The sequence below is a fragment of the Amycolatopsis mediterranei genome (assembly GCF_026017845.1).
Lineage (GTDB): Bacteria > Actinomycetota > Actinomycetes > Mycobacteriales > Pseudonocardiaceae > Amycolatopsis > Amycolatopsis mediterranei.
In genome coordinates, this window is record NZ_CP100416.1 from 5,067,118 (window position 1) to 5,086,432 (window position 19,315).

Annotated in this window: 19 protein-coding genes and 1 pseudogene; 7 read left to right on the plus strand and 13 right to left on the minus strand. The window is 73.1% G+C overall.

Translation table 11 applies throughout. The features are described from left to right. Window positions 1-35: 35 nt before the first annotated feature. The 9 genes and pseudogenes from ISP_RS23370 to ISP_RS23410 form a co-directional block, all read right to left on the minus strand. The gene (locus ISP_RS23370) at window positions 36-1,094 is read right to left on the minus strand and encodes a DUF2235 domain-containing protein (protein ID WP_013226213.1); all 1,059 of its coding nucleotides are present in this window, start codon (window positions 1,092-1,094) and stop codon (window positions 36-38) included. A 64-nt stretch (window positions 1,095-1,158) separates the two neighbouring features. Next, window positions 1,159-1,692 (minus strand): GNAT family N-acetyltransferase, encoded by a 534-nt coding sequence (locus ISP_RS23375; protein ID WP_013226214.1) that lies wholly within the window; start codon window positions 1,690-1,692, stop codon window positions 1,159-1,161. Beyond that, window positions 1,685-2,917: an MDR family MFS transporter gene (locus tag ISP_RS23380; RefSeq protein ID WP_013226215.1), complete on the minus strand. Its 1,233-nt coding sequence runs from the start codon at window positions 2,915-2,917 to the stop codon at window positions 1,685-1,687. Before ISP_RS23380 ends, ISP_RS23375 begins: the two co-directional genes overlap by 8 nt. Window positions 2,918-2,927: 10 nt before the next feature. Further along, window positions 2,928-5,105 carry a YcaO-like family protein gene (locus tag ISP_RS23385; protein WP_013226216.1) on the minus strand — a complete coding sequence of 726 codons (2,178 nt, stop codon included), beginning with the start codon at window positions 5,103-5,105 and terminating at the stop codon, window positions 2,928-2,930. A 92-nt stretch (window positions 5,106-5,197) separates the two neighbouring features. Then, complete coding sequence (locus ISP_RS23390; RefSeq protein ID WP_014467096.1) at window positions 5,198-5,350, minus strand: hypothetical protein; 153 nt, start codon at window positions 5,348-5,350, stop codon at window positions 5,198-5,200. 232 nt (window positions 5,351-5,582) lie between these two features. Continuing rightward, entirely contained in the window at window positions 5,583-5,933 is a 351-nt protein-coding gene (locus ISP_RS23395) for an MmcQ/YjbR family DNA-binding protein (protein ID WP_013226217.1), read from the minus strand. A gap of 60 nt (window positions 5,934-5,993) precedes the next feature. Then, window positions 5,994-7,424, minus strand: coding sequence for a DUF1996 domain-containing protein (locus tag ISP_RS23400; RefSeq protein ID WP_013226218.1), 1,431 nt, complete (start codon window positions 7,422-7,424; stop codon window positions 5,994-5,996). A 681-nt stretch (window positions 7,425-8,105) separates the two neighbouring features. Further along, window positions 8,106-8,417, minus strand: a pseudogene (locus ISP_RS48225) (P-loop nucleotide/nucleoside kinase family protein); the annotation flags it as partial. A gap of 6 nt (window positions 8,418-8,423) precedes the next feature. Beyond that, complete coding sequence (locus ISP_RS23410) at window positions 8,424-9,041, minus strand: sigma-70 family RNA polymerase sigma factor (RefSeq protein ID WP_014467098.1); 618 nt, start codon at window positions 9,039-9,041, stop codon at window positions 8,424-8,426. Between the two features lie 241 nt (window positions 9,042-9,282). On the opposite strand from ISP_RS23410, the gene ISP_RS23415 reads away from it, so the two are divergent. From ISP_RS23415 to ISP_RS23430, 4 genes are all read left to right on the plus strand, one after another. After that, window positions 9,283-9,690 carry a pyridoxamine 5'-phosphate oxidase family protein gene (locus ISP_RS23415; protein ID WP_013226220.1) on the plus strand — a complete coding sequence of 136 codons (408 nt, stop codon included), beginning with the start codon at window positions 9,283-9,285 and terminating at the stop codon, window positions 9,688-9,690. 166 nt (window positions 9,691-9,856) lie between these two features. Further along, complete coding sequence (locus tag ISP_RS23420) at window positions 9,857-11,359, plus strand: GAF domain-containing sensor histidine kinase (RefSeq protein WP_013226221.1); 1,503 nt, start codon at window positions 9,857-9,859, stop codon at window positions 11,357-11,359. After that, window positions 11,356-12,015, plus strand: coding sequence for a response regulator (locus ISP_RS23425; protein WP_013226222.1), 660 nt, complete (start codon window positions 11,356-11,358; stop codon window positions 12,013-12,015). The genes ISP_RS23420 and ISP_RS23425 overlap by 4 nt, the downstream gene beginning before the upstream one ends. Before the next feature lie 109 nt (window positions 12,016-12,124). Then, window positions 12,125-12,559, plus strand: coding sequence for a hypothetical protein (locus ISP_RS23430; protein ID WP_013226223.1), 435 nt, complete (start codon window positions 12,125-12,127; stop codon window positions 12,557-12,559). Window positions 12,560-12,677: 118 nt separating this feature from the next. On the opposite strand, the gene ISP_RS23435 is transcribed toward ISP_RS23430, so the two are convergent. Next, window positions 12,678-13,130, minus strand: coding sequence for a DUF1772 domain-containing protein (locus ISP_RS23435; protein ID WP_013226224.1), 453 nt, complete (start codon window positions 13,128-13,130; stop codon window positions 12,678-12,680). Window positions 13,131-13,189: 59 nt separating this feature from the next. Here ISP_RS23435 and ISP_RS23440 point away from each other — a divergent pair, with 59 nt between their 5' ends. Continuing rightward, window positions 13,190-13,876 (plus strand): TetR/AcrR family transcriptional regulator, encoded by a 687-nt coding sequence (locus ISP_RS23440; RefSeq protein WP_014467100.1) that lies wholly within the window; start codon window positions 13,190-13,192, stop codon window positions 13,874-13,876. 7 nt (window positions 13,877-13,883) lie between these two features. On the opposite strand, the gene ISP_RS23445 is transcribed toward ISP_RS23440, so the two are convergent. Together ISP_RS23445 and folE are read right to left on the minus strand one after the other, a co-directional pair. Next, window positions 13,884-15,089 carry an NAD(P)/FAD-dependent oxidoreductase gene (locus ISP_RS23445; RefSeq protein WP_014467101.1) on the minus strand — a complete coding sequence of 402 codons (1,206 nt, stop codon included), beginning with the start codon at window positions 15,087-15,089 and terminating at the stop codon, window positions 13,884-13,886. After that, window positions 15,089-15,709 carry a GTP cyclohydrolase I FolE gene (gene folE / locus ISP_RS23450; protein ID WP_013226227.1) on the minus strand — a complete coding sequence of 207 codons (621 nt, stop codon included), beginning with the start codon at window positions 15,707-15,709 and terminating at the stop codon, window positions 15,089-15,091. Before folE ends, ISP_RS23445 begins: the two co-directional genes overlap by 1 nt. A gap of 88 nt (window positions 15,710-15,797) precedes the next feature. Here folE and ISP_RS23455 point away from each other — a divergent pair, with 88 nt between their 5' ends. Next, window positions 15,798-16,448, plus strand: a complete 651-nt coding sequence (locus ISP_RS23455) for a helix-turn-helix transcriptional regulator (RefSeq protein WP_014467102.1) — start codon at window positions 15,798-15,800, stop codon at window positions 16,446-16,448. A 101-nt stretch (window positions 16,449-16,549) separates the two neighbouring features. On the opposite strand, the gene ISP_RS23460 is transcribed toward ISP_RS23455, so the two are convergent. Next, entirely contained in the window at window positions 16,550-17,662 is a 1,113-nt protein-coding gene (locus tag ISP_RS23460; RefSeq protein WP_176742237.1) for a CU044_5270 family protein, read from the minus strand. Between the two features lie 461 nt (window positions 17,663-18,123). Here ISP_RS23460 and ISP_RS23465 point away from each other — a divergent pair, with 461 nt between their 5' ends. Beyond that, window positions 18,124-19,167, plus strand: coding sequence for a LacI family DNA-binding transcriptional regulator (locus tag ISP_RS23465; protein ID WP_013226230.1), 1,044 nt, complete (start codon window positions 18,124-18,126; stop codon window positions 19,165-19,167). The last annotated feature ends 148 nt before the right edge of the window (window positions 19,168-19,315 follow it).

The window sequence follows — 19,315 nt, forward strand, 5'->3', positions numbered from 1 at the left end:
CCTGTCCACCTCCTGCGGACAGGGGCCCGCCGGCGTCACAGCTTCATGACCTGGTGCGCCGGATCCGCCAGGTAGGCCAGCAGGTTCCCGGGCCGGTACGGCGGCCGCAGCTGTTCACTGCGGTGCAGCACGCACGACCCCGCGAACTCCGTCCCCGGATCCGCCCCGCCGATGAGGCGGTCGGCCGAGCCGAACCAGCGGAAGAATGCGTTGAGCGAATTGTGCAGCTCGCCCAGTTCGTCGCGCGCGGCCAGATACCCGAACGCGTTTTCCTTGAACGCGAGGCCGCACTGTTCGGCGCGGTCGGCCATCCACCGCAGGGTGAGGTCGGACAAGGCCGATTGCCGATAACCGCCCCCGACGTCGGAATGGGCGCCGGCGAACCAGACCTGTTCGCGGATCCGGCCATCCGCCGCCGTCGACGTCTTCGACGGTGCCCAGACGGCCGGGCTGAACGACTTGCGGTGCTCGTCGACCGCCAGTGCCTGGAACGCCGCCTGCACGATCGAGGTCAGCTCCATGTCGTGGAACTGCCAGCGCTTGTTCAGCAGGTGGATCAGCCGGCCGCCGCTGAGGGGGATGCCCAGCGCGCCGACGGTGTCCCAGACGCCGACGAACCGGATGGGCGTCCGGTCTTCGCGGGCGTACTTCGCGCGGAACTCGCGGGCCCGCGGGCTGTCCGGGCCGGAGGTGGGCCGGTCGCGGTCCCGGTAGAGCCGGTAGGCCTCCTCGAGCCGGTCGAGCTCGCCGGGGCGCAGGACACCGCAGTTGCGGATGAAGCCCACGGTGCTGCGCGCGGTGTAGGCACCGCGGCTGAAGCCGAAGAAGAACAGTTCGTCGCCGGGTTCGTAGTTTTCGGCGACGAAGCGGTAGGCGTCCTGGACGTTCGCCGAGAGTCCCATGCCGAAAGCGCCGCCGAAGAGGTGGTCCCACAGCTTTCCGGTGCCGACGCCTTCGCGGTAGTACACCCGCTGCGGCGTGCCGGCCGGGTCGGTGGGCGCGACGGCCTTCTGGAGCTGGCCCACGTTGGTCGGAGCCGGCTGGCGGAGGGTGTTCCAGGTCCCGTCGCAGCAGATCACCAGACGTTTCGGCATGCTTCCTCCCCGGTCCGGACCCCCGTGAGTCGCCGGCACCCGGTACCGCGTTACGGCAGGTCGATCACCCGGAACGGTGACGGCCCCCGATCGCGGGATCGCCGTCCTGGCTCCCCGGTGCGCGACGGCCCAGCGGCAGCGCCAGCAGCTCCGAACGCCCCGGCGTGAGGGAGCCGACCGGTTGCCAGCCCCACCGGCGGTACATCGCGTGCGCCGGGGCGGCCGTCGACGCGGCCAGCACCGCGAACGGCTCGGACCGCGCGGCGAGCAGCCGGTCGAGCAGGTCCCGCCCGTGGCCGCGTCCGCGCAGCTCCGGCCGGACGGCGAGTTCGTACACGTAGAACACCGGGTTCCGGGCCAGCGAGGGCGGTGCGGCGGTCGTGGCCCGCGGGTGCCACCAGCCCGCCTCCCGGCCGACGCCGTAGGCGAACCCGGCCAGCCGTCCTCCCTTGTGGACGGTGGTCAGCGCGAACCCCGGGAGGAGCGCGTGCCGGGACCCGGTCTCGCGGAACCGGGCCGCTTCGGGTTCGCCTTTCCCGTACGGTGGTTCCCGGTAGACGTCGAGGTAGAGGTCGCCGAGCTCGGCCCAGTCAGGCATCCGCGGTCTCCCGGGTCGCGGCCGGCTCCGGAACCGCCTTCAGCCCCGCGAGGACGACCACCGCCAGCATGCAGCACCCGGCCAGGACCAGCCAGGGCAGCTGCGGGCCCGCGCCCAGCAGGGCGGTGAACGTCACCGGCGCCAGCACCCGGGCCACGCCCCACAACAGTTCCTCCAGCCCGAGGTACCGGCCGCGCAGGTGCGGCGGCGCGAGCGCGACGGTGAGCGCGCTGCTGGTCGGGGCCTGCAGCAGCTCGGCCGCGGTGAACACGGCGGTGGCCACGGTCAGCACGGCGAACACCGGCAGCGGCGCGGCGAGCGGCGCGACCGCGAACAGCAGGAAGGCGGCCGCCCAGACCACCGCCGCGACCTGCAGCGTCCGGGGCTTGCCGAAGCGTTCCACGCGCCGGGCCACGACTGTCTGCGCGAGCACCACGAGAACCGTGTTGAGGGCGAACAGTACCCCGGGCTGCCACGCCGGCAGCCGCAGCGTGTCGAGCACGTACGCGCTCAGCAGGACGGTCAAGGCCAGGTCACACAGGGCGAAGACGAACACCGTCACGAGCACCCGCCGGAACGCCCGGTCGGCCAGCACGGCCCGGTACCCCCGGCGACGCGCGGGCTCGCGGGCGGCCCGCGGCGGGCCGGCCCGGCCGCCCCGCCAGGCCGCGGTCAGAGCCGCCGCGAGGAGGAAGCTGGCCGCGTTCAGCACGACGATCGTGGTGTAGCCGCCCGCGACGACGAGCGCACTGCCGGCCAGCCCGCCGACGCCGATGCCGACGTTGCGCAGCGTCCGCTCCATCGCGTACCAGCGGGCGCGCTGGCCGTCGTCGGCCACCTGCGCGACCAGCGCCCCGGACGCCGGCCAGAACAGCCCTTCACCCCAGAACGTCAGCGCGGCCAGTGCCACCAGCTGCCACAACGACCCGGCGAAGACGTACCCGGCGAAGGTCGCGACCCGCAGCAGGTTGGCGGCGACCACGATCCGCCGCGGGCCGAAGCGGTCGACCAGCGGACCGGCGCACGGCCCGGCCGGCAGGGCGAGCAGCGCCGCGGCGGAGAGCGCGGCACCGACCGCGGTCAGCGGGATCGCTTTGGCCGCGTGGAAGTACACGACGGCGAACGGCAGGAACAGGCCCGTGCCGAGCGCGTCGACGCCCTGCGCGGCGACCAGCGGCAGGCGGCCCCGGGTCCGGGGCAGCCCGAGCAGTTCGGTGACGGCCATCCGGAGCTCCTCAGGCGTGGGGGAGCGGGAAGACGTTCAGCCGCTCTTCGGGCAGGGGCTCGGCCCGCCAGCCGAGGTCGACCGCGGCGCGGCGGATCCGGCCGTCGCCCCAGTACGGGAGCCCGGCCGGGAAGTTCGACACCAGCCCCGGCACGAGCGTGTGCGCGGCGTGGAAGCCGGCGGCCTCGACGTCCCGGGTGGTGAGGTCGACGCTGATCACCTCGAACCCGCGGGCCTCGACGCGCTCCTGGTAGGCCTTGAGCCGCCGCTCGCCCAGCGCCGGCAGGCCCTCCCAGCCCCGCTCCGGCAGGTCGCGCACCCACGGCGCCACCCGGGCCGCGGCCCGCGGGTCGAGGTAGATCTGCTGCTGGCACAACAGGTCGACGACGTCGGCGAAGTCCTCGCGGTAGGAGTCGAGGTAGCGCCGGTCGGCGCGGTAGGGCTTGAGGTTGTCCAGGTGCGGCAGGTCGGCCTGCATCGCCCCCAGCTCGCGCTCGTCGTCGAGGGCGAGGCAGGTGTGCTGCAGGGTGAACCCTTCGGCGAGCGCCTTCTGGGCCGCTTCGAACGGGTCGGGCCGGGTGGCGAACCCGATCGACAGCCAGCGCCGGGTGCGGTCGAACACCGCGGCGGCGACGATCGGGACGCCGAACTCGTTGTCCAGCGGGATGAGCGTGACGTCGTAGGTGCCGGCGGTGTCGGCGATCAGCGCCCGGATCTCCGCCGGGACCGGCAGCCGGGGCAGCCGGGGTGTGTTGGCCCACCAGAGCATGGTCGTGTCGCGTTCGAGCACCTCTTCGAGGCCGGAGGTGACGGCGTGCTCCACGCTGGTGCCGGCGGCGAGCCCGGCGATCAGCGGGTCGGTGAACCGGCCGCCGCCGGGCTCGGCCTCGGTCGAGACGAGGCAGGCCGGCACCCAGATCGGCTCTTGGGTCGTGTGCGAAAAGCCTTTCACCCACGCGCATTCGACGTCGGTGGTCAGCGGCGCGAACGGGAAGCCCTCGGTCCGGTACTGGCGGGGCGAGTAGAGGTTCAGCCGGCGCGGGTCGAGCGCCGGGACGCCGTCGCGGCGCAGCCGGTCGTGGCTGGCGTGGCGGATCCGGCGTTCCGGCGGGAGCCAGCTGCCGCAGTAGCGTTCCACGGCCTCGCCGATCGCGGAGTCGCGGGCGAGCTCGAAGTCGTGCCACGACGTGCCGAACGCCTGGCGGTCGTTGGGCCAGTCGACCACCCGCCGCATGTCGGCGACGTCGACCGCGCACACCCGCAGCCGGGCGGGCATGCCGGGAGCGGCGGGCAGTTCGTGGACCGCGGTGACGATCCCCGTCCGGTCGTCGACGAGCAGGTCGGGCCGCGGTCCGTGCCCGACCGGCCGGGGCCGGTCGGGCACGGGCAGCACGGGCCGGGAGAGCACGGTCAGCCGGACGGGATCGAGCTCGAGTTCCCCGGTGGTCGTCTCGGCGGGCGCACCGGCGACCCAGCGCTCGAGCTGGACGGCGAGCGCGGTGAGCAGCCAGCGGGTTTCTCCCGGCCGGAAGCGCGGGCCGGGCGGTGCCTCGGCCGCGGCGAAGGCGTCGAGCACGCGGGGGTCGATCGCGGCGGAGCGGCGGCGGGCGAGCGCGTCGGCGAAGTCGGGGCCGCTGCCGGGGGTGACCGCGGGCCCGGCGATCCCCTGGCCGCGTTCACAGCGGAACGGGAGGAAACGCACCCCGCGGTCGGCGCAGAACACGTCCAGCGCGGTGAGTTCGGCATAGGCCGGGTGGGTGAACGCGGCGACGACGACGGTGTCCGCCGGATCCACCGGGAAGGGGTGGTCGAGGCCGGCGAGCGGTTCGATCCGCGCGTAGCCGGACGGGGCGAGGAGGTCCGCGAGCGGGCCGGTCAGTTCGGCCGCCCCGGCGAGCAGCACGGTGGTCGCGGCGAGGCGCCGGGCCGCGGCCTCTTCGTCCTGCCCCGCGCGCAGGCAGCCGTCCGCCTCGAGGACGTCGAGCACCTCCGCGTAGTCGGGGTTCATCCCGGCCAGCAGTTCCTCGCGGGTGCGGGTGCCGTCGCACCGGCCGAGCCACGCCCGGAACTCCCGCACCGGGGCGGTGATCGAGAACTGGCCGCCGTTCGGCGTGATGAGCAGGCACAACTCGGGTTCGAGGTCGTGGACCTCGACCCCGGTCAGCCGCGGGCGGGCGTCGGAAGACATGGCGAACCCCTCGGTCGGGAAACGGGCCGGACATGGCCGTGCCGCGGCCCCGGGGCAGGGCCGCGGCACGCGGGGGCGGCTTGGCCGCGGACCTACTTGGCGGAAGCGCGATTGTGCACGACGGCGCGGTTGTGGACGACGGCGCGGTTGTGGACGACGGCGCGGTTGTGGACGACGGCGCGGTTGTGGACCACCGCGCGGTTGTGGACGACGACGGCCGAGGGGCGTTCGAAGGTCGAGATCATGGTTCCTCCTGGGGATGTGGAGTGGTTCCCGGTAGCTCCACCGGGCCGGGGTGACGAGCACAAATATCGGTCGCGGCCCGGCAGCGTGACGTCTTCTGGAATGCGGTTCGCACACCCGGCGCGTGCGTTCGTCATAGCCGGCGCGGGAGATGCGCACGGGCGCCGACGACGAAGGCCTCCTCACCGGCGGTGCCGGCGAAGAGGCCTTCGCGATCGATCTTGTGGGTCGTCGTCAGAGCGGGTGGGTCTCCAGGTAGGCGGTCCAGACCTTCATCGGCACGCACATCCGCCACGCCTCCACGACCAGCTCCCGCATCTCCTCGGCGTCGATCGCCGCCAGGCGGCACCGGACCCACCGGAAGCGCAGGTCCGACGGCTCGGGCAGCAGGAACTTGCCGGGTTCCGCCGCGATCAGCGCTTCCCGCTGCTCGCGGGGAAAGGCGAAGCCCATCAGGGTCTCGTCCGCCGACAGCGCCACGAACACGATCTGGCCGACCCGGAACTTGATCCGGTCGCGCACGAGTGCTTCGTACGCGCGGGGGAGGGTGGAAGCGAACGCGCGGACTTCGTCGCCGGTGACCATGCGGCCATTGTCACGCGGAACCGGCGGCGCACCATCCCCGGGTGCGCCGCCGGTCCCGGGTCACGCCCGGCAGATCCGGCCGCGGTTCACGCAGTTCACCAGGCCGTTCATGATCCGCTGCGACATCACGTTCGCGAAGTCGTCGTGGTCGGAACCCGGGTTGTGCTTCTCCTGCGGGAAAGCGTCCACTTTGTACTGCTTCTTGACCTGGATGTCGTGCGGGATGTCGTAGGTCAGCGAGATCTGCAGCTGCGGCACCGCCTTGAACCCGTTGCCGCACCGGCCGAACTGGTCCGGGAACACGATGTGGGTGCGGTGGTTGGCGCTGTCGGTGTTCTTGCCGTCCCAGCAGCTCGGGAAGGTGTGGATCCGCTTGACCTTGCTGCCGTCGGGGCAGATCGGGTACTTGTCGGTGACGCGGTTCTCGAACCCGGTGCACGTCCAGCTCGCCTTGGCGTTGGCGGGCCCGTTGGTCGAGACCTTCGCGTCGCCGTAGAGCACGCGCAGGAAGCGCGGCATCGCCACCACCTTGCCGACCGGGCTGCCGCGGAAGGTGATCTGCACGCGCTGCGGCCGCACGATCTTGCCGTCGTTGCCGGGCAGCTCGTTGTTCTGGTCCTGCCCGGGCAGCGCCCCGCCGGCCGTGGTGCTCGGCGGCGGCGTCGGTGTTCCGGTGTCCTTGCCCGGCTTCGTCGCGCACGGCGCGAGATCGCCCAGGTTGCCCGGCTTCTGCGCGAACCGGCCGATCGCGATGGCGATCCGGTCGAGGATGGCGCTGCGCCGGTCCTTGAGCGGGTTCAGGATCGCGTTGCGCACGAAGTCCTGGCCGCCCTGGCCCTGCGTCGCGGCGATGCGCTGGTTGGCTTCGTCGGCCTGCGAGTCGAGCTGGTCGAGGTTGCTGTCCACTTCGGCCATCGCCTGGTCGGGGATGTCGGTCAGCTTGCTGGCGACGTCCGGGCACGCGACCTGGACGGTCTTCGCCTCGCGGTCGGCCTGCGCCCGGTCGCCGTCGGGCACCTTGGCGGGCTCGTTCTTCTCCTCTTCGCCGGTGTCGATGCGGACCACGGGCCAGAAGTAGGCGGACTTGTCACCGTTGCGGCAGGTGGTCCCGGACTTGACCAGGCTCTTGTTGTTCGAGTCGGCGTTGGTCGAGAGGTTGCCGACGTAGTCGTGCAGGTGCTGGGCGCCGTTGCGGACGCCGGGCTGGGCGATGAAGTTGTCCGGGTTGAAGTGCTGGTTTTCGTTGCGGCCGCAGTCGACGGTGAACGTGCCGGTCGCCGCGCCGCTGACCGGGCGCGGGTCGAACTGGTTCGGCTTCACCTTCAGGATGTCGACGAAGAACGCGGGGTTCGCTTCGTCGGCGCTGGCTTCACCGGTGTTGCCGGTGGTCGTCGCGACGACGATGCCACCGACCGCGATCGCGAGGGCGAGGCCGCCGGTCGCGATCTTCGTCCGGCGCGACAGGCGATGCCGTCCTTGGGTGCGGGACATGGGAAAATCCTCCGGGGTGTGTCGGGCTGGCGGGAACGCGCGACACTGAGCCGGAACGAGCCCAGGCTCGTCCCGATCAGGCGGGGTTCTTGCGGGATGTGTCGGCAGGAACGAAGCCCGGCTGGTCCACTGACCCGACATCAGTGGGTGCGCGGTCACCTGCCCGTGGCCGCGCCGTCAACCGGCTGGTTATCGTTCCGTTATGGAACCTACACGGGCGCTTGACACCGGGCAAGAAGTTCTTTTTCGCCGTTACGAACCGTCAGGCCGGGTTCGTGTTTCCGTAGTGGAAGAGGGCTCTGACCTGGGGATCTTCCCTACGTGCCGGACCCGCGGAAAAAACTTTGAACCGAAGTGAACCGGCATCCGTATCCCTCGGTGAGGCCTGGGGAATGCGCGCGGCACGCCGGATAGCCGGGAATTGCCGTGAAATGGCTGAATGGCGTCGTGAATCACCGCTTCACGACGCCGGATCGGCGAAAGCCGCGGAGATGACCGAAACCGCTTCGCCGACCGGCCGCCCGGCGGTGTCCACGACGAGCCGGTCGCGGCTCCACGGTTCGTACTCGCGGGCCACGATCTCCGCCCAGGTGGGCGGGACGAGCCCGGGACACCGGGATCGCGGGTCTCCGCCCGCCGCCGGTGTTCGGCCGGGTCCGAGCAGACGATTTCGGTTTCCGGCACCCGCGCTCCGGCCTCGATCCCGGTCGCCCGCCAGGCGTCCCGGGTGACGGCGAGCGGGTTGACGCACTCGGCGATCACGCTCACCCCCGCGCGGAGCACGCCGGCGGCCACCTCGCGGGCGACGACGTAGCCGACCGGGCCCAGCGGCCGGCCGAGCGCCGTGCTGCGCAGGATCGCGTGCTCGATCGTGTCGACGCGCAGGAAGGCGAACCCGGTGCGGCGCGCCAGTTCCGCGGCGACGGTCGTCTTCCCGGTCGCGGGCAGGCCGCCGACGACGATCAGCAGCGGGGCACCGGAGCATGGTCGCACGCGCGGTCAGGAGGCGGCTTCGCGGTGGTCGGCCAGGCTGCGCCGCAGGGTCGCCAGCGCGCGGTGCTGGGCGACGCGGACCGCGCCGGGGCTGCCGAGACCGACCGCCGCGGCCGTCTCCTCCGCCGTCATGCCGAGGATGATCCGCAGGACCAGGATTTCGCGCTGGCGCGGCGGGAGCGTGTCGAGCAGCCCCGAGGACCAGTCGAGCGCCGCGGAGCGCTCGGCCGCCTCGCTCGTCGGATCCGCGCCGTCCGATCGGCCGGCCGGGGGTTCGGCGACCGGGCTGGTGCGGTCGCGCGCCCGGCGGCGGTGGAAGTCGGACACCTTGTGCGCGGCGATGCCGAAGACGAACGGGACGAAGCCGTCGGGCGGGTGCCGGTACCCCGGCAGCGCGCGGACGATCGCGAGCAGCACGTCCTGGGCGCAGTCCTCGGCGTCCGACGAACCGTCCTGCCACGTGCGCAGCCGGCCCAGGCAGTAGCGGAAGACGATCGGCCGCAGCGCGCGCAGCACCCCGGCCACCGCGGCGCGGTTGCCCTGCACCGCCGACCGGACGAGCGCCGGGTCGAGGGAGAAGGTCGCCGTGGGCGTGGGACCACCCTCGGCGGAGTGCGGCGGCATCGGCCTCACCCCCTCTTCCTGCGTTTCCGGCGACGGACGGTCACGACGCTAGGTCACTCCGCGTGGCCGCCACACCGGCCGGGCGGCCGTCCCGAACCGGGTCTTCCGGCCCTGGCCGGAGGCGGCCCGATGTGCGTGGCCGCCGTCGTCGCGGGAGCCGGGCCGAACGGCCCTATCGGCGGATCGGGCGAACCGATCACGCTGGTGACCGGGGATTTCACAGGAGAAACACAGGGACGCGATGGTGGACGACGTGGGCTTCGGGCTGCTGCTCGATCGGCAGCAGTGCCTCGCCTTGCTCCGGACGGCGAGCCTCGGACGGGTGATCTACACCCACCGGGCCATGCCGGCGGTGCGTCCGGTGCGCTTCACGGTCGTCGACGACGCCGTGGTGTTCGCCGTCCCGCCCGGCAGTCCCTTGTACGCGGGTGCGCGCGACGCCGTCGTCGCGTTCGAAGCCGACGAGTTCGCCGCCGACCTGGGCGCCGGCTGGTACGTCAGCCTGCTGGGCCGCGCCACCGAATCCGCTGCCGTCGATCTCGGCGAGCTGCCCTGTCCGTGCCCGCCGCCCGCCGGCGCGAGCCACCGGTTCCTGCGCGTCCCGGCGGAGACGATCAGCGGTCACCGCATCGCCTGCCACGCGGAGTGATCTCCCGAGTGCCGTAACGGAGCGGCTCCCGCCATCGACCCACCGGATGGACGAACCGGATTGGGCCGACACGGGCAGTGGCCTGTGGGACCCTTGACGGCCCGGGGCGCGCCCGGGATACCAGCGGAACCAGCGGGGTCGACGGGAAGTGGCGGACGAAATCAGCATGCCGGCGATCCTGTCGGCGGTGGGCGGCATCGCCCGCGAGCTGGAGCTGCCCGCACTGCTGGACCGCGCGGTGACCGCGACGTGCGAGCTGCTCGGCCTCCGGCGCGGCCGCCTTGACCTCGGTGAGGGCGCGATCGCCGAGTACGGCCGGGGTGCGCTCGATGCCGGTGCGGTCGAGCTGCCGGTGCGCGCCGGAACGCAGACGTTCGGGACCTTGACCGTCGATCCCGGCGACGGCGGCGAGCTCGGCCGCCGGGAACGCGAGGTGCTCGGCGCGCTCACCGCGGCCACCGGGATGGCCGTCGAGAGAGCCCTGCTCGTCGACCAGATGCGCCGCCGCGAACGCTGGCTCGAGGCCTCCTACGACGTCACCCGCGCCCTGCTCGCGGCCCAGAACCTGCGGGACACGCTGCGGCTGGTCGCCGAACGCGCCCGCGTCGTCGCCGGCGGGACGGCCGGCGCGATCGCGCGGCCCGACGGCCCCGGCCGGCTCGTGTTCGACGTCGTCGAGCCGCCGGGCGAGGACGCCGACCGCCTGATCGGCCTGACCGTGCCGACCGAGGGCACCGCCACCGGGATGGCGTTCACCACCCGGCAGCCGGTCGTGGTGCGCGACTACGGCGAACGCGTGCAGGAGCAGCAGCGCGACCACGACGGGCCGATGCCGGCGATGATCAAGGACCTGGATTCGGCGATCTCGGTGCCGCTGATCGTCGGTGAGGAGACCCTCGGGGTCCTGGTGGTCGCGAAGTTCCGCGACCGCTCGCCGTTCACCGATTCCGACGTCCAGCTGGCCAAGACCTTCGCCGGGCACGCCGCGCTCGCCGTCGAGTTCTCCCGCGCGCAGGAGGCGCGTCAGCAGCTGGCGGTGTTCTCCGACCGCGACCGGATCGCGCGCGACCTGCACGACCTGGTGATCCAGCGGCTGTTCGCGACCGGGCTCGGGCTGGAGGGCGTCAGCAGGCTGATCGCCGACGCCGGGGTCGCCGCGCGCGTGGCCGGGTTCGCCCAGGACCTCGACGGCACGATCCGGGAGATCCGCAACAGCATCTTCTCGCTGCAGGCGCCGGCGCAGGCGCAGGGCAGCCTCCGCGCGGAACTGCTGCGAGTGGCCGTGGACGCCCGGGACGCGCTCGGCTTCGAGCCGCGCGTCGGCTTCGACGGGCCGCTCGACGCCGCGGTCCCGGACGCGGTCCGCTCCGACCTGATCGCGTCGCTGCGCGAAGCGCTGACGAACGTCGCCCGGCACGCCGGGGCGAAGTCGTCGTCGGTCGAGGTCACGGTGGACCGGCACGGCCGGCGCCTGACGCTGGTGGTGCACGACGACGGGGCCGGCCCGCCGGCGGAGGCGGGCCGGATCAGCGGCCTGGCCAACCTCGCTTCCCGGGCGGCCCGGTGGAGCGGCCACTGCGTGCTGGCGGCGGGCGAGGACGGCGGAGCGCGGCTGGAATGGACGGCGGAGCTGCCGGCGATGACCGGCGAGCAGGGGAGAGGACGATGACGATCGCGGTGTTCCTGCTGGACGACCACGAGCTGGTCCGGACCGGGCTGAAGACCGTTTTCGAGCCCGAACCCGACATCGAGGTGGTCGGGGAGGCGGGGACGGCGGCCGAGGCGCTGGTGCGGATCCCGCAGGCCCGCCCGGACGTGGCCGTTCTCGACGTCCGGCTGCCCGACGGCGAAGGCGTGGCGGTGTGCCGCGAGATCCGGTCCACCGTGGACCCGCCGCCGGCCTGCCTGATGCTGACGTCCTATTCGGACGACGAAGCGCTGTTCGGCGCGATCATGGCGGGCGCGGCCGGGTACATGCTCAAGCAGGTGTCCGGCCGGTCGCTGATCGAGGCCGTCCGCACGGTCGCCGCCGGCGGCTCGCTGCTGGACGCCACGCTCACCGCGTCGGTGATGAACAAGCTGCGCGGCGAAAACGTCGCGGCCCCGGACCCGCGGTACGAGCAGCTGAGCCCGCAGGAGCGGCGGGTGCTGGACCTGGTCGCGGAGGGCCTGACCAACCGGCAGATCGCCGAACGGCTGTTCCTGGCCGAGAAGACGGTGAAGAACTACGTGTCGTCGGTGCTGCACAAGCTCGGCGTCGAGCGGCGCACCTCGGCGGCGGTCTACATGTCCCACCGGCGGGCCGAACCGGGACGATCGGGCTGACTTTCCGGCTGTTCGGCCGAAACCGGTGGGGCGTTCGACGTATCCAGCCACTGATGGAGTACACCTGTCGGGGGACGCACGAATTGGCGTGCGCGGCAGAGGGGACGACATGGCGGGGTTGTCGGGCGGGGACTATGTCACGCAGCAGATCCGGGCGCTCGCGGACGCGGTGCGCCACGAGGGGGCCGGCGGCGTCGGCACGCGCAGTTTCCAGCTGGCGGAGCACTTGGCGGCGGAGGGTGGCGTCCACCGCGGCGACATCATGACGGCCACGGCGACGCTGCTGGCGATGACGGCGTGGTGCGACGGCGAGGCGGAGGCGGCCCGCCGGTTCGCGGAGCGCGCCGGCGAACAGGACGAGGAGTCGCGCGAGCTGGTGACCCACCTGCTCCGCTTGGAGGCGGGCGCGGACCGCGGCTGGCTGCCGCGCGATCAGGCGGAGGCGCTGCTGGAGTACGCCCGCCGGGAACGCCGAGGCGACCTGGCGATCCGCATCCGCGCGATCGCGGCTCCCCGGCCCGGCCGGCACCGGCGGGACAACTAGGACGGTCCACAGCGGACCGGCTCGCCGGGATGCCGCGGGTGCTTTCGGACACTGTGCTTTCGGACACTGCGCCCCGCGGTCATCCCCGAGCCGGCCGATCGGACACGCCCGTGGCGGGTCAGTTCGCCTGCGCGACGGCGAGGACGGCGAACAGGAACGCGGCGGTCGCCGCCGCCGAGCGGAGGATGTCGAGGCGGGCCCAGCGGGCGATCACCGCCTGCCAGCCGGGCGGCGGCGCGTCCGCTCGCCAGCCGCCGACCTTGATGTTGATCGGCACCGTCCCGAGGAACGACAGCAGCAGGAACGTCACCATCGCGAGGACGGTCGCCCATCTCAGCGCCAGGCCGGGGCCGGTGACCACGACGAGGACCGCCGCGGCGAGCGCGGCCGCGGGGAGCATCACGATCGGCACCACCACCCGCAGGCGGCGCACCAGGGCCTGGCGGGCCAGCAGGTGCGGGTGATCGTCCAGCCGGGACAGCGCCGGATGCAGGCCGTACCGGACGATCAGCTCTTCGCCGGCGAGGACGCCGATCACGAACAGGCCGGCGTATTGCAGTGGGTTACTCACGCTGAAAGATTACAGTCACTGAACTTATCTGCGCAACGTCCGGTCATTACAGTGGGCGGATGAGCTTGCCCACGGTGGACTGGGAGACCTCCGGCGCGGAGGGACTGCGGGAGCGCAAGAAGCGGCTGCTGCGCCGCCGGCTGACCGACACGGCCACGGCCATGTTCCTCGAGCGCGGTTTCGACGCGGTCCGCGTCGCCGAGATCGCCGCGGCCTGCGACGTGTCGGAGAAGACCGTCTTCAACTACTTCCCCAGCAAGGAAGCCCTGATCCTCGACCGGCCCGAAGCCACCATGGCCGCGCTGCGCGACGGGCTGGCCGGAACCGGCCGCACCCCCGTCGAAGCGGTGCTGGAGATCCTGGCCGGCGAGCTGGACGCGCTGCTGTCCTGGCTGGAGACCCAACCGGACCGGGCCGGGGCGAGCGCCCGGATCCAGGCGTTCGCCGAGCTGGTCCGCTCGACGCCCGCGCTGCGGGCGCACCACCGGGACAGGACCGAACAGCTGGAGGCGGTGGCCGCCGAGGTGCTGGCCGCCCGGACCGGCCGCGCCGCCGACGACCCGCGGTGCCAGATCGCGGCAACCGCCCTGCTCGGGCTCTGGGGCATCCAGTCCACGGCGCTGCGCCGGAGTCTCGACGGCGAACGCAGTCCGGACCAGGTCCGCCGGGCGGTCACCGCCGACGTGCGCAGCGCGGCCCGGCTCATCGACACCGGCTTGGCGGAGTTCGCGGCCGGATCGCGCTGAGCGGACCTCAGTCCGTCAGCGGCCGGGCCGGGTCGGCGAGCCGGTCCGCGTCCACGGTCCGTCCACTGAGGATCAGTTCGCGCACCGCGTCGAGGCCCTCGTCCCACTTGTTCACGTGCAGTCCCGCGACCACCCGGCCGCCGGTGAGCCAGAACGCGTGGAACGCCTCGGCGTCGCCGCGGGTGACGACGCGGTCGTAACCGCCCGGCGGGAACCAGCCGGTGAACTCCATGCCCGCGTCGTACTGGTCCGAGAAGAAGTACGGCAGGTCGTCGTGGACCACTTCGCGGCCGAGCATCGCCAGTGCCGCCGCCGGGCCGCCGTTCGTCGCCGCGGCCCAGTGCTCCACGCGGACGCGACGTCCGTAGCGCTCCTGCCACACGCTCGCGACGTCGCCCGCCGCGAAGACGTCCGGGTCGTCCGTGCGCAGGCCCGCGTCCACGAGGACGCCGTCGTCGACGGCCAAGCCCGCCTCGGCGGCCAGCTGCGTCTCGGGCCGGGCGCCGATGCCGACGACGACCACGTCGGCCGGGATCTCGCCGTCGTCGGTCAGCACCGCCGAGACCGCGGAATCGCCCGCGAAGCCCGTCACGCCGGTGCCGAACCGCAGTTCGACGCCGTGGCGGCGGTGCAGGTCGGCGAAGTACCCGCCCACCTCCGGCCCGAGCGTGGCGTGCAGCGGGGTCGGTCCGGGCTCGACGATCGTCACCGGGCAGCCGTAGTGGCGCGCGGCGGCGGCCGTCTCCAGCCCGACCCAGCCGGCGCCGGCCACGACGACCCGGCCGCCCGCGGCCAGCGCGTCGCGCAACCGGTCGGCGTGCGCGAGCCGGCGCAGGTAGTGGACGCCGTCGAGGTCGTTGCCGGGCACCCGCAACCGCCGCGGCGACGCCCCGGTCGCCAGCAGCAGCTTCGTGTACCCGAGGCGTTCGCCGCCGGCCAGTTCCACCTCGTGCGCCGCCCGGTCCAGCGCGGTCACGCGTCGGCCGGTCAGCACCTCGATGCGCTGGTCGACGTACCACTTCTCCTCGTGGACGAACACCGAGGCGCGGTCGTCCTGGTCGAGCAGGTACCCCTTCGACAGCGGCGGCCGCTCGTAGGGCAGGTCCGGTTCGGCGCCGACGAGCACGACCCGCCCGTCGAACCCCTCGACCCGCAGGGTTTCCGCGGCCTTCGCGCCGGTCAGCCCGCCGCCGGCGATGACGAACGTGGTCATCACGCGCTCACCCCGCTCAGGGCGAAGAACTCCTGCCGCGTCTTGGGTTCTTCCCGCAGCAGGCCGTGCAGCGACGACGTCACGGTCAGCGCGCCGCTCGCCCGCACCCCGCGCAGGGACATGCACAGGTGCTCGGCCTCGATCACGACGCCGACGCCCTTCGGCGCCAGGTGCTCCTGCAGCCAGTCCGCGACCTGCTTGGTCAACCGCTCCTGCACCTGCAGGTCGCGCGCGAACATCTCGACGACCCGGGCGAGCTTGGACAGCCCGAGGATCCGCTCGCCGGGCAGGTAGCCGACGTGGGCGACGCCGCGGAAGGGCAGCAGGTGGTGCTCGCACAGCGACTGCACCGGGATGCTCTTCGCCAGCACGAGCTCGTCGTAGCCCTCGTCGTTGGGGAAGGTCGTCAGCTGGAAGTCGCGCGGCTGCAGCATCTCCGCGTAGGCGTGGGCCACCCGCCGCGGCGTGTCGCCGAGGTGCTCCGACGACGGGTCCTTCCCGAGCGCCCGCAGCAGGTCGGCGACCGCGCGTTCGGCCGCGTCCAGGTCGACGGTGTCGCGGTTGTGGACGACACCGAGGTGCCGCAGCGGGACCGGGGCGCTGACGGGATCGACGCTCACGAGGGTGCCTCCTTCTAAAAACAAGTCAGACCGACGTTAGAAGCTCCCAGGGGTTTTCGTCAACAGGTCTTTGTTTTAGAATGCGGTGATGCAGGAAACCCAGGCGCTGGCCGCGGCCGCGGCGCTCGACGAGCCGACCCGGCGCCGGTTGTACGAGTACGTCGTCCGCCGCCCGGAGCCGGTGAGCCGCGACGACGTCGCCGCCGCTCTCGGCGTGCCCCGGGCGACGGTCGCGTTCCACCTCGACCGCCTGGTGGAGGAGCGGCTGCTGGCGGTGGGCCACGAGCGCCGGACCGGCCGCAGCGGCCCGGGCGCGGGCCGCCCGGCGAAGCTGTACCGGCGGTCGGACCGCCAGGTGAGCATTTCCCTGCCCGAGCGCCAGTACGAGCTGGCGGGCGGGCTGCTGGCGGCCGCGGTGGAGGAGGCGGACGAAACCGGCGGTTCGCCGCGGCAGATCCTGACCCGCTGCGCGCGCGAGCGCGGGGCGGAGCTGGCCGCCGGCGGCCGCGACATCGTGGACACGCTGGAGGAGAACGGCTTCGAGCCGCGCCTCGAGGACGGCGAGGTGGCGCTCGCCAACTGCCCGTTCCACCGGCTGTCCCAGGTCCACACGCGACTGGTGTGCGAGATGAACCTGGGGCTGGTCGAGGGAATGCTCGCGGGAGCGGGGGAGAGCGGGTTGCGGGCCCGGCTGGACCCGCAACCGGGCTCGTGCTGCGTGCGCCTCACCCAGGCTTGACGCTCGCCGACGGCCGAACCCGGACGCCCCGATGTGGCCCTGGGTGCGTTGACGCAAGGCCACATTGGGGCGCTGGCAGCGGGTTCGTTACGCCGGGTTCGTCACTTCGGCGGGACCTCGCCGAGCCGCCCGGTCACCGCGGTCGTGATCGCGCCGGCCCCGAGCTGGGTGCCCGGCTTGATCCACGGCTCGTCGGGCTCCGCTCCGGCGATCGTGCGCTCGCCGATGAACCCGCCGGTCGCCGGGTCGATGATCAGCTGCCGGATTTCGTGCCGGTCGTCCAGGCCCAGCGCGATGCCCGTGCGGCCGTCGAGGTTCGCCTCCGCCGCCTGGACCGTGATGCCCGGGATCTTCGCCAGCGCCCGGTACCACTGCGCCCGCAGCTGCGCCGGCATTTGCCCCGCGCGCAGGATCTCGGTGCCGAAGGGGAACATCACCGACGGCGTCGAGCCGCGGGCCTTCGTCAGCTGCTGCAGCTTCGCGTACAGCGCCACCGGGTCGTGCGGCAAGGCCGCGTAGAACGCCGGGCTGTCCCAATCGGTCGCGTCGCCGCACTTCTTCGGCGGCTTGGCCTGCGGGAAGAAGTCGCCGCAACGGCCCTGCCGCTGGCCCTGGTCGGTGTCCTCGATGGCCGGATCCGGGGCCTGCGGCTGCGGCACCGACCCCCCGAGGAACTTCCCGGTGCTCAGGATCCTGCGCGTCTCCTGCCAGACGTCGTGCTCGTTCGCGGGAATCCAGCGGTCGACCTCCTGCTCCCACAGGTAGGTGTAGCCGGTGTGGACGCCGCGCTGCACCCACGTGTGCTCGCCGACGTACCGGAACTGTCCGGGGCCGACGGGCTGGTCGGCCGCCCCGACGGTCAGGTCCGCGGCCCGGGTCAGCACCTGGACCGCCGACATCAGCCGGAGGTCCGGGGCGGCCGACGTCGGGACGCCGGTGGTGGTCCGGACCGGTGGCGCGGCGGCCGGGCCGGGTGCCGGAGCCGTCGGGCGCTGCTGCGCGACGACGACGGCGGTCACCGCCATCCAGCGTGCTCGCGGGCACGCCGAGCGCCTCGGCGACTTCGGCCGGTTCGAGACCGGCCCAGGAGGTGAGCAGCAGGACGTCACGGTCCTGTTCGGACAGTCCGGCGAGTTCGGCGGCGAGCACGCGCCGCCGCGTCGACCCGGCCGGCGACCGCGGTGTCGTGGTTTTCGGCGGGCGGTCCTCGGCACCCGCCTTCGCGGTCAGCTGGAACCCGCGGACCTCCTGGCGCACGTGGTTGCGCAGCAGGTTGGTCGCGATGCCGTAGCGCCAGCCGCGGATGGGCGTACTCGTCGAAGTTGTCCCGGGCCGGCCCCGCGTCCCCGCTCGCCCGGCCGGATGAGACGCACGCCACATCCCGCTGTGGCGTCCGCGGCGCCCCCGGAGACACCGTGCCGGGCCGGCGCCGCGCTCGCGCACCTCGTGCCCGGGACGCTCAGCGTTCTCGGCCACGACCACGGGACCAGCCGAGATCCGACCGCCCGGCTCGCCGCCACAAGCCGGGCGATCGTCACCCGGCACGTCACGGCGGCTGTGAAAGCGCTTGCTGGTCCGCTCGGCCGGTCCTGACCCGGCGCGGGACGTCCGGAACGCGCCGATTCGGCGGTACCGTCACGGGGTGGGGACACGGTACGAGATTCAGGGGGCCAGGGTGGTGGACCGGGCGAAGCCGGGGGAGCAGACGAGGACCCCTCCGTCGGGGCTGCGGCAGCCGAGCCTGGCCGACGTCGCCGGCATGGCCGGCGTCTCGCACATGACCGTCTCGCGCGTGGTCAACGAGAGCGGGCCGGTGCGCCCGGAGACCCGCGAGCGGGTGCTCGCCGCCGTGCAGAAGCTCGGGTACCGGCCCAACACCGCGGCGCGGGCGCTGGTCACCGGCCGGTCCGGCACCCTCGGCGTGGTCGCGCTCGAGTCCAATCTCTACGGACCGGCGAGCACGCTCTACGGCATCGAGAACGCGGCCCGCGAGGCCGGGTACGGCGTCGCGATCTGCAGCGTGACGCGGCCGGGCCGGACGTCGATCGGCGACGCGGTGGAGAGTCTGCGGCGCCAGGCGGTGGAGGGGATCGTCGTGATCGCCCCGCACGTCACGGCCGGGCGGGCGCTCGACGCGGCGCCGTCGGACATCCCGCTGGTCGCGGTCGGCGGTGGCGATGCGGCGCCGGTGCCGGTGCTCTCGGTCGACCAGTACGACGGCGCCCGGCGTGTCACCGAGCACCTGCTGTCCCTGGGGCACCGGACGGTGTGGCACCTGGCCGGGCCGGAGGACTGGCTGGAGGCCCGCGACCGGGAACGCGGCTGGCGCGAGACGCTGGAGGGGCGCGGCCTGCGCGTGCCGGCGGTGGTGCGTGGTGACTGGAGCCCGCGTTCGGGCTACGAGGCCGGGCGCGCACTGGTCGGCAAGCGGGGGCTCAAGGCGGTGTTTTCGGCCAATGACCAGATGGCGCTGGGTCTGCTGCGGGCGTTCACCGAGGCGGGGATCCGGGTGCCGGAGGATGTGCACGTCGCCGGGTTCGATGATGTTCCGGAGGCTGAGTACTTCACGCCGCCGCTGACCACGGTGCGGCAGGACTTCATCGAGGTCGGCCGCCGCACCTTCGGGCTTCTCGAGGAGCGGATGGCGGGCGGGGATGCCGGGGCTCGGCATCTGGTGCCCGCGGAGCTGGTCGTCCGGGAGAGCACCCGGCCGCGCTGACGCGACAGGCGCGGCCACCAGCGCCCGGCCGCGAGTGCGGTGAATGACTCATTCCTGACGTTCAGCGCGGTGTGTTAGCGCTAACAGTACCTCGGCATTGATCCATCCTGGTGTTGTATCTTGACGACTTCTGTGCGGTCGGCAAAGG

Coding starts and splice junctions, on each gene's coding strand:
- ISP_RS23370 (WP_013226213.1), bottom strand. CDS start 1,094: ATGCCGAAACGTCTGGTGATCTGCTGCGACGGGACCTGGAACACCCTC.
- ISP_RS23375 (WP_013226214.1), bottom strand. CDS start 1,692: ATGCCTGACTGGGCCGAGCTCGGCGACCTCTACCTCGACGTCTACCGG.
- ISP_RS23380 (WP_013226215.1), bottom strand. CDS start 2,917: ATGGCCGTCACCGAACTGCTCGGGCTGCCCCGGACCCGGGGCCGCCTG.
- ISP_RS23385 (WP_013226216.1), bottom strand. CDS start 5,105: ATGTCTTCCGACGCCCGCCCGCGGCTGACCGGGGTCGAGGTCCACGAC.
- ISP_RS23390 (WP_014467096.1), bottom strand. CDS start 5,350: ATGATCTCGACCTTCGAACGCCCCTCGGCCGTCGTCGTCCACAACCGC.
- ISP_RS23395 (WP_013226217.1), bottom strand. CDS start 5,933: ATGGTCACCGGCGACGAAGTCCGCGCGTTCGCTTCCACCCTCCCCCGC.
- ISP_RS23400 (WP_013226218.1), bottom strand. CDS start 7,424: ATGTCCCGCACCCAAGGACGGCATCGCCTGTCGCGCCGGACGAAGATC.
- ISP_RS23410 (WP_014467098.1), bottom strand. CDS start 9,041: ATGCCGCCGCACTCCGCCGAGGGTGGTCCCACGCCCACGGCGACCTTC.
- ISP_RS23415 (WP_013226220.1), top strand. CDS start 9,283: ATGGTGGACGACGTGGGCTTCGGGCTGCTGCTCGATCGGCAGCAGTGC.
- ISP_RS23420 (WP_013226221.1), top strand. CDS start 9,857: ATGCCGGCGATCCTGTCGGCGGTGGGCGGCATCGCCCGCGAGCTGGAG.
- ISP_RS23425 (WP_013226222.1), top strand. CDS start 11,356: ATGACGATCGCGGTGTTCCTGCTGGACGACCACGAGCTGGTCCGGACC.
- ISP_RS23430 (WP_013226223.1), top strand. CDS start 12,125: ATGGCGGGGTTGTCGGGCGGGGACTATGTCACGCAGCAGATCCGGGCG.
- ISP_RS23440 (WP_014467100.1), top strand. CDS start 13,190: ATGAGCTTGCCCACGGTGGACTGGGAGACCTCCGGCGCGGAGGGACTG.
- ISP_RS23445 (WP_014467101.1), bottom strand. CDS start 15,089: ATGACCACGTTCGTCATCGCCGGCGGCGGGCTGACCGGCGCGAAGGCC.
- ISP_RS23455 (WP_014467102.1), top strand. CDS start 15,798: ATGCAGGAAACCCAGGCGCTGGCCGCGGCCGCGGCGCTCGACGAGCCG.